This window comes from Maritalea sp., from assembly GCF_051251695.1.
GTDB lineage: Bacteria > Pseudomonadota > Alphaproteobacteria > Rhizobiales > Devosiaceae > Maritalea.
Genome location: NZ_JBPOEU010000024.1, coordinates 32,388 through 46,083 on the forward strand (window position 1 = coordinate 32,388; position 13,696 = coordinate 46,083).

Sequence of the window (13,696 nt, forward strand, 5' to 3'; positions counted from 1 at the left end):
AATAGATAGGCTTCATAAAGCGCTTTGAAAAGAGGGTACAAGGAAAGTTGAAATGCATCTCAACAATGCGCTTGCGCCATATGCGTCCCATGCGGAGCAATCTAAGGGTCGGCTTCACACAACAAGTGATAGTCCCACGCGGTCAGAATTTCAGCGTGACAGGGATCGGATCATCCATTCCAACGCGTTTCGACGCCTAAAACACAAGACCCAAGTTTTTCTGCATCACGAGGGCAATCATTTCAGAACACGTTTAACCCACACGCTAGAAGTTTCTCAGATTGCGCGCTCAATTGCTCGGGCGCTAAACTTGAACGAAGACCTCGCTGAATGTTTGGCACTTGCGCACGACTTGGGACACACGCCCTTTGGCCATGCAGGTGAACGTGTCTTGCATGAAAAAATGAAGTCGTATGGTGGATTTGATCACAACGTGCAGGCTTTGCGTGTCGTGACATCACTTGAAAACCGCTATGCAGAGCATGATGGTTTGAACCTAACTTGGGAAACGCTGGAAGGGATCATCAAGCACAATGGTCCATTGATCGAGCGTGGAACAGAACCGGCAGATCGCCGCTTGCCGTTTGGTCTTGATCAAAAACTAGCCATTGACGATTTGCGCTATGACAGTTTTGCCAGTTTAGAAGCGCAAGCCGCGGCAATTGCTGATGATATCGCTTATAACGCCCATGATATTGATGATGCATTACGTGCCGGGTTGCTCAATTTGGAACAACTTCGCGAAGTCGCGATTGTCGGTGACATCGTCAAAGAAGTGCAAAGCAAATATCCAAATGTTAGCGCCGATAGACAGTCCCACGAGACAATCAGACGTTTGATCACGCGAACGATTGAAGACGTTATCAATCATTCGACCGCGCAAATCTCAGCACTCGCACCGCGAAATGCGGAAGATGTTCGTCTAGCGAACAAAGCGTTCATTTCATTTTCTGATCCGATGGCAGCGAAAGAAAAGGAGCTAAAAAAGTTCCTCTTTTCAAATGTTTATCGTTCAGATCAGGTTATGAATCCGGTAATTCAAGGTGAGAAAATCGTTGGTGCTTTGTTTGATGCGTTTATGGAAAACCATGCGATGCCAGAAGAGTGGGAAGAGCTTGCAAATTCAACCCCTCTTGGTGGTCGCCCACGCACTGTAAGTGACTTTGTTTCTGGCATGACTGACCCATATGCCACGAGCACATTTAACCGATTGTTTGACGCGGACGTGGATTTCCGGTAACCGCTTGAGTATTCATGTTATTATTGAAATGGACAAAACATAATGGACGCATTTGCCGTCTTCCGCGATCGTGTGGAAGAAAAGTTGATCAACCTCTATCCTGAACTTAGCGACGACAAAGCGGCGCTCTCACGATTTGTGGTTGAACCTCCGCGCGATGCAAGCCATGGCGACTTGTCTTGCAATGCCGCAATGGTGTTGTCTAAGACTTTAAAATCAAATCCTCGGCAAATTGCTGAAAAACTGGTCGCTGAATTTGAGAGCGACGAGCAAGTGACTAATATTGATGTTGCGGGCCCCGGATTTATCAATTTTACGCTGAGTGCTGACGTCTGGCAATCGGTGATTGCGGACGCAAACGCCAGTGGCGCTGACTATGGGCGTCCTGACGCCAAGCCAAGCGGAAAAGTAAATGTCGAATATGTATCGGCAAATCCAACTGGCCCCTTGCATGTTGGACACACACGTGGCGCTGTATTTGGCGACGCGCTTGCCAATCTCATGGATTTTTGCCGTTACGATATCACTCGCGAATACTATATTAATGATGCTGGTGGCCAAATTACGGTTTTGGCTAAGTCAGCATTCTTGCGTTATTTGGAGGCTCTAGGCGAAGATATCGGCGAAATACCTGCGGGATTGTATCCCGGCAAGTACCTTGTTCCGGTTGGGCAGGCATTGCTCGAACAGTTCGGCGATAAGCTGAAGACGATGGATGAAGCCGCTCAAATTAAGACGATCAGGCCCATCGTGCTTGAACTTATGATGGACCTGGTGCGGTCTGATTTGGCCAAGCTTGGCATAAAGCATGACGAGTTCTTCTCTGAGAAAACGCTACATGGCGATGAAGGCGATATCAACAAAACGCTAGCGTGGCTACGCGAAGAGGGTTTGGTTTACCAAGGCACCCTTGAAGCGCCGAAAGGCAAAACGCCTGAAGAATGGGAAGACCGAGAGCAAACTTTGTTCAAAGCAACTGACTTTGGCGACGATACAGATCGTGCGTTGGTAAAGTCTGACGGGACATATACCTATTTTGCAGCTGACATTGCTTATCACCGCAATAAATATCTTCGTGGGTTTAACGCGCAAATCGTCGTTTTGGGCGCCGACCACGCCGGATATGTCAAAAGACTAGGTGCAGCCGGCAAAGCTGTTTCAGGCGGCGAAGCCGAGGTTGACGTTAAAATTTGCCAATTGGTGAATTTGTTGCGGAACGGCCAGCCAGCTAAAATGTCCAAACGGAGCGGGAACTTTGTCACCATGGCCAACTTGGTGGACGAAGTTGGAGCGGACGTCGTGCGTTTTATCATGTTGTTCCGTCGGAATGAAGCGCCACTTGATTTCGACTTTGATCTGGTGACGCAACAAACGCGCGAAAACCCGGTGTTTTATGTTCAATATGCACATGCGCGGGCTTGCTCGGCATTTAGAAATGCCAATAGGGACGTGCCAGAGTTGGATATTTCCCCGGCTGCACTACTAAAAGCTGACTTGAGTTTGCTGTCTCATCCCGCTGAACTAACGTTGCTAAAGGTTGCAGGACAGTTCCCACGGGTGATCAATTCAGCAGCCGTTGCGCATGAGCCGCACCGCGTCGCGTTCTACGTTCATGAACTTGCTGGCGCGTTTAATGCGTTTTGGACCAAAGGCAAAGAGGAGCCAAAGTTACGGTTTATTAATCATGAAGATAGAACAATAACGTTGGCGCGACTCGCAATGGTCAATGCAGTTCGACAAATATTGCGAAATGGTTTGGGCATTCTTGGCGTGTCGGCGCCAGAAGAACTATCATAATTCAGGCACAATGCTGCTTTATCAGCATAGAATATAGTGTCACGAATACAAAAGTGAGGGTCATGATTAACGTCTGTGGCCGAGCAATATGACGAATTCGAACGATCCGAAGAATTCTGGATTTGAACAATCTGACGATTTGATTGCGGAATTGGCGCGCATTGTGGCTGATGATGCGAAGAGAAGCACTGTCTCTGACGCCATTGATGAACGCGCTCAAGCAACTGTCGCATCGCGTTCGATGCCGACGCCAACCCAATCTTTCGAGCAAAGCCCTGAAGTTGAGGAGCGTGCCGAAGCGCCCCAACCGGAACCCACATTCCGACCAACATTGGTTGAAGCAAAAGAACAAGCGCCCGAGGAGGCGTTTGTTGCTCCCGTAGAGGCTGAGCCAACACCAGCAGTGCCGTTTTCGACAATAGGTGAGGGTGTTACACCCGTTACGCGCACTGAAGAACCTGCGACCCCTAAAGCTGAGCTACAAGACCCGATAAGCCCAAACACTCAAAGCGTGGACGTGCCGTTTGAGTTCGATTTTACATCGAATATCGAGCAAGGGTTTGCTGAAAAGCCATCGCTAATTCCAAAGCGCGAGGAATCACCAGCACTTCAAGCTTCGGATGCAGAGCCTGCGGCTGAGGAAGAAATACCTGCGGAATTGGATGACTTAGACGTCATAGCATCTCTAATTGAAGATGTTGAGCGCCAATCGGCCTCTGAACCGGTGCCCACATTCGATGAAATTCCGGTTGCTCAAAGTGGAGTTGCGGATCATCAGGTGCAAGACAATTTGACTGACACATCGCCAAATTTTGCCCCCGTGCCTGAGCAAACTGCACAGACCCAACGTGGGGAAGACGAGTTTTCTGTGCCGCCCTCAATGGTTGTTGACGCGACAGACCCAACAGTGGCCGTTAGTGATCCGCTGTCTGAAATAGAGGATCTAATTGCGGACACGCGAACACCAGTTGAGCAAAATCGCGATGATAAAACACCGGCAGACGCTGCCGAAGCGGCTATTCTTGCTGCATTGGCCGCCGCTGGCCCCAAAAAGGTGACACCGCCAATTGCGCCTGCACAAACAATAGCTGCGACACAGCGTTCGCCGGTAGCTCGCCCGAGCGAACCAAATGTGCATTCTGACATGCGCAGTTCTGCCGACCAGGATTATGCATCAGCCTCCGTTGGAACCGATCAAATTCGAAGTGATTTTGGCACACCTGAAGAGGAAAAGCGCGGTGGAATGCTGCCCGTTTTCGCTTCAGTTGCGGCTGTTTTGCTTTTGGCAATCGTTGGCGGTGTTGGTTATTGGGTGTTTTATGGGCAAAATGCTGACACCGATGTGCCAACCGTTGCTGCACAAAATACCCAGGTAAAAGTCGCTCCAGAAACACCGCAAAGCACCGAGGAAAATTCGAGCGTGTTTAATGCGCTTGATGGAAACGCTGAAAACACCGGCAACGAACAGTTGGTTTCTCGCGACGATACAGATGGGGCTTCGGGCACCAATGTTGCGCGCGTGGTTACGCCGACAAGCTCCAGTACTGGGCTGACAAATCGAAAAGTTAAGACGGTCACTGTTTTGGCTGACGGAACGATTGTAAGCGGCAACGAAGCCTCTGCTGGTGCCGAGCAATTACCCCAGGGCGTGCGGCCAAACGTACCAGCCCTTACAGGTGGTAATGCGACTACGGAAACGGGGGACGACATTGCCTCTGTGTTGAATTCTATTGCGTCAGGCGATCCAGTTACATCCGTAACACCAGATGCCACTACGCTTGTTCCAGCGATCACTGACACACCTACAACAGACACAACAGCAATTGACGATCCGTCTGCGCCAACACCACCTGCGCGGCCGGCTGGGTTAGGTACCAACCAACCGTTGGCAACAGCAGTCGCGACACCAAATAGCGATGCGACGACTTCGCAGCCCATTTCGCTGCTGCCACAAACAACATCCGCGCCAACCCCAACGACCAACACCAGCACTGTTGCTTCCAGCACAACAAATGGTGTTTCCGCGCCGTTTTATGTTCAACTGGCGTCTCAGCGAACTGTTGAAACTGCTCAGACCACTGCGGCGAGATTGCAGCGACAATTCCCGAGCTTGCTGAGCAATGCAACGATTGATATTAATCGTGTCGATCTTGGCGAAAAGGGCATCTATTACAGGGTGCGTGTACCGGCAAACAGCCTTACCGATGCGAATGCGCTGTGCTCTAATTTGAAGGTCGGGGGCGGAGATTGTTTCGTCCGAAACAACTAATAGTTGCGATTAATCGGTGAATTGGCGGCGTTTGTCGCCAATCCTGCTTGACCCAGTGCCTATCACCACGCCACACTTTAATCGAATTTGTGGCTCAAAATGTTGGTGAAATGGCGCAAAAAGACACCCAGTCAGATTTTATGCAAGACCCGATACGTCCCCCGCGCGGTGAAGGGGTCATGTATGTGGATGTGCAGGGCTATGAAGGCCCACTGGATCTGTTGTTGGACCTTGCGCGCAAGCAAAAGGTCGATCTGGTCAACATTTCGGTTTTAGCGCTAGCCGAACAATATTTGAGCTTTATCGATACGATCAGGGAGCGCCGAATAGAGGTAGCTGCTGACTATTTGGTGATGGCTGCTTGGCTAACTTATCTCAAAAGCCGGCTGATGGTTCCGCAGGACGATGACACGGACGAGCCGACCGGCGAGGAAATGGCTGCGTTGCTGCAATTCCGCCTGAAACGGCTTGAGGCCATGCGGGATGCAGCCGCCCAATTGATCAATCGCCCTCAACTTGGGCGTGAGATATTTGCGCGCGGCGATCCTGAGCGCGTGGTGACGGACAAAAAACAAATATGGGAAGCGACATATTTTGATCTGCTTCGGGCATATGCAGTTCAACGAGAACGCCAAATCCCTGTTGAATATATGCCGGTGACAAGAACAGTATGGTCGCTTCAAGAAGCCGAAGATATGCTGCGTCGATTGATCGGTGAGGGCGCGGATTGGGTTCCGTTGCACGCGTGTTTGTCTGAATATTTGGACTTGCCCGAAGAACGAACAACCGCACTTGCCTCAAGTTTTACAGCTTCGCTTGAAATGGTCAGGCAAGGCCAGTTAGAACTGCGACAATCAAAACTGTTTGGACCGTTGATGCTTCGACGGCGCAAAGAGCAGTAGGGTGGAACATTTGGTGAATGACAGCTTAGACAATATGCAGGCAGAAGACGCAGATGACGGCGAAATCGTCGCCCGCAATTTGCGCGTTCTAGAAGCGCTGTTGTTTGCAGCGAAGGAGCCCTTGGTTTTGGACGAAGCCAAGCCGTTTCTGTCCGACGGTGCGGATGTCGAGCAATTGGCAACCCAGTTGCAGCTAAAATATCAACATGCCGGGGTAAATCTGGTGAAGCGGGGCGATGCCTTTGCTTTTCGCACGGCACAAGATTTAGGATTTTTGCTGCGGCGTGAAGAAACTGAGCGCAAACCATTGTCTCGTGCCGCGCTCGAAATTATGGCGATCATCGCTTATCATCAACCCGTCACGCGTTCCGAAATCGAAGAAGTTCGCGGTGTTGCCACATCAAAAGGCACGTTGGATGTGTTGATGGAAGCCGGGTGGGTGCGGATGCGCGGTAGACGCCGTACGCCGGGGCGACCAGTCACCTATGGCACAACCCCAGAGTTCTTGGACCAATTTGGCTTAGAAACGATCACGGACTTGCCGGGTTTGAACGAATTGAAGGGCACGGGGCTGCTTTCTGCCAATTTACCACCCAATTTCAGCATTCCTTCGCCCAATGATGGGGATTTGTTTGACAATGAAGACCCGCTTGATGCAGATGACGAAGGCGATGATCTGCTGACTGAATTGAGCGACGATGACCTTGAATAAAACTGCTGGTGCCAAACGTGCATCAGTTGATCAGGATTGGGGACCACGCGGCACTGCTGGTATCAGTTTTGCTGCCGGGCTTGAATTCAACCAAGTGCATTGCGACATGGGCGGGCGAGAAGTGCTTAAGGGCACTGACTTTTCCACCGCGCCGGGTGAAATTTTATGCCTGTTGGGCGCGTCGGGATCGGGAAAATCCACCATTTTGCGAGCAACGGCTGGATTGCAGGATATTTCTGCGGGCACCATCAAAATTAACAAAACAATTGTCGCATCTTCAACTATTTCTGTTCGGCCGGAAAAACGCGGCATTGGCTTGATGTTTCAAGATTTCGCGCTGTTTCCTCATATGTCGATTGCGCAAAATGTCGAATATGGATTGAAATCTTTGGGGAAAAGCGAGGCACGAATTCAAGCAATGCACGCCCTGCGCCGGGTTGGTCTGGCTGACCGCGCCGGTGATTATCCATCTCAACTTTCTGGTGGGCAACAACAACGGTTGGCGCTTGCCCGCTCGATTGCGCCAAAGCCGGGTCTCTTGTTATTGGATGAGCCATTTTCATCGCTTGATGCGCGGTTGCGTGAAAGTGTTCGGGCAGAAACGTTGGCGGTGCTGCGTGAAACCCGCGCAACATGTGTAATTGTGACGCATGATCCGGAAGAGGCTATGCTGTTTGGCGATAAAATTGCCCTTTTGCGGGACGGCGAAATTGCGCAAATCGGCTCGTCAGATCAGATTTATAATCAGCCGATGGATTTAGATGTCGCTCGGTTCTTTTCACCTATTTCTGAAATGCACGCAGTTGTTTCCAATGGCCGTGCAGCAACGCCATTGGGCGATCTGGCGGTTCAGGGGCGCGCTGACGGCACAAAAATTATTGTTGCGATGCGCCCGGTGGCATCTGCAAATCTTGTGCCTAGCGGCGAGGGCGCCATGGGGCGCGTTGTAAATAAACACACGGCGATCGGAATTGACACAATTGAAGTTGCTGTTGCTGGAATTGATCAACCTGTGCGCGTTCGGCGGCCAGCGAGCGATGAAGTCCGTCCAGGACAAGACGTAAATATCGCGATAAACCCTGATCGTGTCCTTGTGTTTGATGCAAATTGACCATATTTGAATAGCTAGAAGTTTTTTCGCGCAAAATGTGCGCACAAAAGGAGTAAAATCATGAATCCAGGTCCTTGGGGTATTTTGATCATTGCCGTGGCAGCATTGTTGTTGTTTGGTCGCGGTAAAATTGCAGGCATGATGGGTGAAGTTGCATCTGGCATCAAAGCATTCCGAAAAGGTATGTCCGACGATGAGAAGCAAGTTGCTGAAATTGATGTCAAAAAAGAAGAATCTGAAAAAGACAAAAGCTAATTAGCTTTTGTGGTTTGCCCATCCAAGTTGGTTGGGTCTTCATCAATCTAAGGGTGCCCTATGCTGAATATTGGCTGGAGCGAAATGTTGATCGTTGCGGCGATCGCGCTGATTGTCGTCGGTCCAAAAGACCTGCCAGTAATGTTGCGCCAATTGGGTCGCGTGTTCGGCACCGTGCGCCGAATGGGCAACGAGTTCAAATCAGAAATCAGCAAAGTAGCGGCCCTTGATGAAGTTAAAGACATCAAAAACTCCATTACCGCACCGCTCAAAGAAACGCACGAAGAGTTGACCAATCAGTTCAACACCATCGGCAAAGATGGAATTGAGCCAAGCGGTGCGATCAAGCCAAAAGTTGACGGGCAAGAGAGCGTTGCTGACGAAATTCGCGAGTCTTCTGGTATGTCCGCAATTCCACAGCCTGACCCTGAGGCTGCAGCATCCAGTATGAAGGCTGCGATATCACGCGCCAAACCCAACACAAAGTTAGCCGCAAAATCTGCTGCTGCGAACAAAACGGTGGCAAACAAGTCAGCTGCGAAGCAAAAGCCAGCGGCCAGCAAACCAGCCGCGAAAAAAACCACTGAACCCAAAAAGACAGCACCCGCAAAAACTGTTGCGGCTAAACCAGTAGCCAAGGCGACACCTGCGAAAAAGCCCACGGCACGCAAACCAAAGGTTGCTGCCGCAGCTAAACCTAAGGCAAATGCGACAGCCAATTCCAAGGCAAGCGCTCCAGCGAAAAAGCCAGCAGCTAGAAAACCAGCGGCTGCAAAGTCAACAACGAGAACCCGCCGCGCGCCGGCCAAGAAGCCAGCAGCGCCTAAAGGGAATGCATAATGAACAAGATGCTCGACGGGCCAGACGACGTTAGCCAAAGTGAAGCGCCATTGCTTGAACACTTGATCGAGTTGCGCACTCGGCTGATCTATTCGTTCGCCGCAATTGCAGTGCTTTTTGTTGTTTGCTTCTTTTTGGCGGGTCAGATTTACAGCGTCTTACTTGGACCTTTTGTACAGGCAGTCGGCGGGGCCGTTGAAGATGTTAGTTTGATTTACACAGCGCCACAGGAAGCCTTTTTCACTGAATTAAAGGTTGCGCTGTTTGGCGCTATTTTTCTGGCATTTCCAGTGCTTGCGAGCCAAGTTTATATGTTTGTTGCCCCTGGCTTGTATAAGCGCGAACGCGCAGCATTTATTCCCTATTTGATAGCTACACCTGTTTTGTTCATCTTAGGTGCTTCGCTGGTTTATTTTGGCGTGATGCCACTGGCGATGCGTTTCTTCTTGTCGTTCGAGCAGAGTGCGCCGGGAGAAGCCTCAATTCAAATGCTGACACGGGTCTCAGAATACTTATCTTTGACCATGACTTTGTTGTTGGCTTTCGGTCTTTGTTTCCAGCTGCCTGTGATATTGACGCTATTGGCACGGGCTGAACTGCTCACCGCAGACAATTTACGCGCTTGGCGCAAATACGCAATCGTTGCCATTTTGGCCGTGGCCGCGTTTTTGACGCCGCCTGAACCGATGACACAAATTGGTCTTGCTGTGCCTGTCTTCCTACTTTACGAGCTATCCATATTTGCCGTGCAACTTGTTGAGCGATCGCGGGCCAAGCGCCAAGCGGCCTCAGAAGAGACGTCGGAAACAGCGTCGCCAGACGATGACGCCTCGTAACAAATTTCTTATAGCAAATACAAATTGAGATCTTTCAAGAGATCGGCAACACGCCGGAGCACAACATGTTTGACGTAAAATGGATAAGAGCGAACCCCGAAGCATTCGACAAAAGTTTGCAAAGACGCGGCGTTCAGCCCCAATCAGCTAATGTAATCGCGCTTGATGACGCCCGCAAAGCCACCGTTCTGCAATTGAATGAATGGCAAGGGACGCGCAACGCTTCTTCCAAGCAAATTGGCCAGGCCAAAGCGCAAGGCGACGAGGAAAAGGCGCAAGCCTTGCTCAAAGAAGTCGCTGACCTAAAAGGCAAAGTGCAAGCTGGTGAAGAAACTGAGCGGCAACAAACCGCTGAATTGAACGAACTGCTCGCTGGTTTACCTAACTTATTGCACGATGACGTGCCCGATGGTGCTGACGAAAATGACAATGTTGAATTACGCAAGTTCTCAGAACCGCGTCAGTTTAACTTTGCGCCCAAAGAACATTACGAGCTTGGCGAACAACTCGGCCAGATGGACTTTGAAATCGCCGCCAAAATTGCCGGTTCACGCTTTGTGGTCCTTAAGAGCGATCTTGCGCGTCTTGAACGTGCGCTTGGTCAATATATGTTGGATCTGCACACTGGTGAACATGGGTTCACAGAAGTTGTTGCGCCGCTGCTTGTTCGTTCTGAAGCGCTGTTTGGCACTGGGCAACTCCCGAAATTTTCTGAAGACGCGTTTCAAACAACCGATGATCGGTGGCTAATCCCAACATCTGAGGTGTCTTTGACCAATTTGGTCCGTGAAACAATGCTCAGCAAAGAAGAATTGCCGCTGCGCTTTACGTCGTTAACGCCGTGCTTCCGATCTGAAGCGGGTTCTGCAGGGCGCGACACGCGCGGCATGTTGCGCCAACACCAGTTCTACAAAGTTGAAATGGTGGCCGTTACAACGCCTGACAAATCATCTGATGAGCACGAGCGGATGCTTGGATGTGCAGAAGCCGTGATGAAAGGCTTAGATATCCCTTACCGGGTGATGCGGCTTTGTTCCGGCGATATGGGCGCAACCATGATGCGTACATTTGATATTGAAGCATGGATGCCCGGCCAAGATGCCTATCGCGAGATTTCCTCTGTTTCTGTTGCTGGTGACTATCAAGCACGTCGTATGGAAGCGCGCTATCGAGACGAAAACGGCAAACCTCAATTTGTCCACACGCTTAATGGCTCCGGTGTTGCAACCGGGCGCGCATTGATTGCGGTGATGGAAAACTACCAACAAGAAGACGGTTCAATCGCCATCCCTAAAGTGTTGCAACCCTATATGGGCGGCAAGACAGAAATCGCATCGAGCAAATAATGGCAGATCAATTGCGCATCCTCGTGACCAATGATGACGGCGTGGATGCGCCTGGCATCAAATTGCTAGAAAAGATCGCGCGCAAAATTTCAGATGATGTTTGGGTTGTTGCGCCAGCCGGAAATCAAAGCGGAGTAGGGCACAAGTTCACCCTTGGAACCGAACTTTCACTTGATCAACGCGACAGCCAAGTCTTTGCGATTGAGGGTACGCCTGCTGACTGTGTTGTTATTGGTATGACGCATGTGTTGAAAGACAAGCCAGCAGATATTGTGCTCTCGGGCGTAAATCGGGGGCAAAACATTGCCGACATCATCCATTGCTCTGGAACCGCAGCCGGAGCGCGCGAAGGCGTGTTGCATGGGGCATTGGGCATTGCACTAAGCCAAAGCATGGATTTTTCCAACGAGCAAATGATCGGCTGGGAATGTGCAGAGCGTCATGGCGAAGCCGCGATTCGATCCATCATTGAAAATGGTGCTGGCAAAGACGTCTATTACAATGTCAATTTTCCACGCTGCGCTGCGGATGAGGTCACCGGCATTGAACTTGTGCCGCACCAAAGATTTTCTGAAGCCGCATTTGAATATTATCCAAGTGACAATGACGGTAAATTTTTCGTTACCATTTTGAAAACTCCGTCGCCACTAGACGCCGATGCTGATTGTGTGCGCCTTTTAGAGCATAATGCGGTAACAGTAACGCCAGTAAGAATGCAACAATCTGATTTTGATGCAATCAACGATCTGCAAGGCAAATTGTCGCTCGATCAATAGGGGCACCCATATGGCTGATGAAGACCAAAACCTTGACTGGGCCCGCGCATCGCTGGTTCTTCAAGCACGGCAATCAGGCATAATGAACGCACATATTCTCAAAGCGCTTGAGACAGTGCCAAGGGAGCTGTTCGTTCCTGCTGAATATATTGAACATGCCTATCGCGATGTTTCTTTGCCCATTGCTGAACATCAATCAATGATTTCGCCCATCAAATTGGCGAAAATGTTCAATGCGTTGGAATTGGAAGAACGGCCGATAAAAGTTTTGGAAGTCGGAACGGGGAGCGGATACTCCGCTGCATTGCTCGCTCAGATGTGCAAACGTGTGTTCACGGTTGAACGGCATCGCAGCCTATCTCGTGCCGCAGCCCAGAGTTGGAAAAGACTAAAAATATCAAATATCATAGAACATCACGGTGATGGTTTGGACGGTTGGGCCCTTCAATCTCCATTTCCAAGGATCATTTTGACCGGCTCAGTGTCCACCATTCCGGCTTCGATTTTGGAGCAGTTGGAAGAGGGCGGCACACTGGTTGCAGCGGTTGGTGAACCAAAATCCGTTCAAAAAATTACAAAATTTACGAAAGTCGATGGCGAGTTAGACCAGATTTCTCTAGGGGAAATTCGTCTTCAGCCCTTGGTTCCCGGAAAAGTTTAGCCGCTTTAAACTCCCCTTTACCTTAACGCATCTATACTCACATTCAATGAGTTGTATTGAGTATGAGTAGCTTCATGAGTATCCGCGAGAAGTCTAACATTGCAGTTTTAGGTGCGCTTTCATGCGCACTCCTTGTAACCGGCTGCACGAGCGCCAGATTTGCTGGACCGTCGCTCGTTACAAATTCTGTGAACACGGCGAGCAATGCGAACCTCTCTCAGCAAATGCCAGGTGCAGTTGCGGCGACGAAATTGCCGTCCGCCGGGCGTTATCTGAGCGCGTCCAATTCCCGCTCACCCTATATTCCTGCAGCCGCTGTTGGGGAAAGTAACGTTTCTTCACGCATTCAATCAAGAAACCCAAATGTGCCGGGCATGAATACACGGGTCCAGGCAGCTTCAAATATTGGGCAGTCTGTCGCAGCGCAGCCTAGCGTCATGCGTCAGCAACTGCCTATTTTGACACAGCAACCAGTAACGAGTACCCAGTCAATGCCTTCCATGCCATCTCTTGCTGAGGTTGACCTAACCAAAGCCCCGAAAATAGACAATTCCTTCACAACCGCCAGCATTCTGGAGTCCGCAGGCATAGCGACGTCGCCTCGCGCGGTGTCGGACAATGTCTTCATTCATCGGATTGAGTCTGGCGAGTCTCTCTATTCAGTTGCGCGGCGTTACGAAGTGACAACCGACGCTATTGTTGCAGCGAACGGTCTTGCATCTCCTGATCGCATCATTGTCGGCCAAGATGTCATCATTCCTGGGCGCCCTGGAATGACAGCGCTAAAAACTGTTGTTGCCAAATCTTCACCCGCAAAGTCAGTTGTGCCTGTTGATCTTGCAAAGGTCGCCGAAGCAAAACTGCCACCAGCTGCAATCACGGCCAAGAGCGAACCAACACAATCGAGCCAAACAACTTCATCCTTGCTAGTGCCGACGCGCAATGTTGTTT

General features: G+C 50.4%; 13 protein-coding genes. All 13 read left to right on the top strand.

Going from position 1 to position 13,696, the window contains the following annotated elements:
- Positions 1-52 precede the first annotated feature (52 nt).
- The gene (locus tag ACSHWX_RS14045; RefSeq protein WP_435668855.1) at positions 53-1,240 is read left to right on the top strand and encodes a deoxyguanosinetriphosphate triphosphohydrolase; all 1,188 of its coding nucleotides are present in this window, start codon (positions 53-55) and stop codon (positions 1,238-1,240) included.
- Positions 1,241-1,282: 42 nt separating this feature from the next.
- Positions 1,283-3,037 carry an arginine--tRNA ligase gene (gene argS / locus ACSHWX_RS14050; protein WP_435668856.1) on the top strand — a complete coding sequence of 585 codons (1,755 nt, stop codon included), beginning with the start codon at positions 1,283-1,285 and terminating at the stop codon, positions 3,035-3,037.
- A gap of 88 nt (positions 3,038-3,125) precedes the next feature.
- A complete protein-coding gene (locus ACSHWX_RS14055) occupies positions 3,126-5,306 on the top strand; it encodes an SPOR domain-containing protein (protein WP_435668857.1) in 2,181 nt (726 codons plus the stop codon).
- A 110-nt stretch (positions 5,307-5,416) separates the two neighbouring features.
- Entirely contained in the window at positions 5,417-6,208 is a 792-nt protein-coding gene (locus tag ACSHWX_RS14060) for a segregation and condensation protein A (protein ID WP_435668858.1), read from the top strand.
- 13 nt (positions 6,209-6,221) lie between these two features.
- Positions 6,222-6,920 (top strand): SMC-Scp complex subunit ScpB, encoded by a 699-nt coding sequence (gene scpB, locus ACSHWX_RS14065; RefSeq protein WP_435668859.1) that lies wholly within the window; start codon positions 6,222-6,224, stop codon positions 6,918-6,920.
- Complete coding sequence (locus ACSHWX_RS14070; protein ID WP_435668860.1) at positions 6,907-8,031, top strand: ABC transporter ATP-binding protein; 1,125 nt, start codon at positions 6,907-6,909, stop codon at positions 8,029-8,031. The genes scpB and ACSHWX_RS14070 overlap by 14 nt, the downstream gene beginning before the upstream one ends.
- Positions 8,032-8,091: 60 nt before the next feature.
- Positions 8,092-8,286, top strand: a complete 195-nt coding sequence (locus tag ACSHWX_RS14075) for a twin-arginine translocase TatA/TatE family subunit (RefSeq protein ID WP_435668861.1) — start codon at positions 8,092-8,094, stop codon at positions 8,284-8,286.
- A 60-nt stretch (positions 8,287-8,346) separates the two neighbouring features.
- Positions 8,347-9,126, top strand: a complete 780-nt coding sequence (tatB, locus tag ACSHWX_RS14080; protein ID WP_435668862.1) for a Sec-independent protein translocase protein TatB — start codon at positions 8,347-8,349, stop codon at positions 9,124-9,126.
- Entirely contained in the window at positions 9,126-9,962 is an 837-nt protein-coding gene (gene tatC / locus ACSHWX_RS14085; protein WP_435668863.1) for a twin-arginine translocase subunit TatC, read from the top strand. The genes tatB and tatC overlap by 1 nt, the downstream gene beginning before the upstream one ends.
- Before the next feature lie 65 nt (positions 9,963-10,027).
- Positions 10,028-11,308 (top strand): serine--tRNA ligase, encoded by a 1,281-nt coding sequence (gene serS, locus ACSHWX_RS14090; RefSeq protein ID WP_435668864.1) that lies wholly within the window; start codon positions 10,028-10,030, stop codon positions 11,306-11,308.
- Positions 11,308-12,084, top strand: coding sequence for a 5'/3'-nucleotidase SurE (gene surE / locus ACSHWX_RS14095; protein WP_435668865.1), 777 nt, complete (start codon positions 11,308-11,310; stop codon positions 12,082-12,084). Before serS ends, surE begins: the two co-directional genes overlap by 1 nt.
- Before the next feature lie 10 nt (positions 12,085-12,094).
- Entirely contained in the window at positions 12,095-12,745 is a 651-nt protein-coding gene (locus ACSHWX_RS14100) for a protein-L-isoaspartate(D-aspartate) O-methyltransferase (protein WP_435668866.1), read from the top strand.
- Between the two features lie 74 nt (positions 12,746-12,819).
- Positions 12,820-13,696: LysM peptidoglycan-binding domain-containing protein (locus ACSHWX_RS14105; RefSeq protein WP_435668867.1), on the top strand; the 877-nt coding region annotated here is incomplete at its 3' end.

Excerpts from the sequence above, each read along its gene's own strand:
- ACSHWX_RS14045 (WP_435668855.1), top strand. The coding sequence starts at position 53 with ATGCATCTCAACAATGCGCTTGCGCCATATGCGTCCCATGCGGAGCAA.
- argS (WP_435668856.1), top strand. The coding sequence starts at position 1,283 with ATGGACGCATTTGCCGTCTTCCGCGATCGTGTGGAAGAAAAGTTGATC.
- ACSHWX_RS14055 (WP_435668857.1), top strand. The coding sequence starts at position 3,126 with ATGACGAATTCGAACGATCCGAAGAATTCTGGATTTGAACAATCTGAC.
- ACSHWX_RS14060 (WP_435668858.1), top strand. The coding sequence starts at position 5,417 with ATGGCGCAAAAAGACACCCAGTCAGATTTTATGCAAGACCCGATACGT.
- ACSHWX_RS14070 (WP_435668860.1), top strand. The coding sequence starts at position 6,907 with ATGACCTTGAATAAAACTGCTGGTGCCAAACGTGCATCAGTTGATCAG.
- ACSHWX_RS14075 (WP_435668861.1), top strand. The coding sequence starts at position 8,092 with ATGAATCCAGGTCCTTGGGGTATTTTGATCATTGCCGTGGCAGCATTG.
- tatB (WP_435668862.1), top strand. The coding sequence starts at position 8,347 with ATGCTGAATATTGGCTGGAGCGAAATGTTGATCGTTGCGGCGATCGCG.
- tatC (WP_435668863.1), top strand. The coding sequence starts at position 9,126 with ATGAACAAGATGCTCGACGGGCCAGACGACGTTAGCCAAAGTGAAGCG.
- serS (WP_435668864.1), top strand. The coding sequence starts at position 10,028 with ATGTTTGACGTAAAATGGATAAGAGCGAACCCCGAAGCATTCGACAAA.
- surE (WP_435668865.1), top strand. The coding sequence starts at position 11,308 with ATGGCAGATCAATTGCGCATCCTCGTGACCAATGATGACGGCGTGGAT.
- ACSHWX_RS14100 (WP_435668866.1), top strand. The coding sequence starts at position 12,095 with ATGGCTGATGAAGACCAAAACCTTGACTGGGCCCGCGCATCGCTGGTT.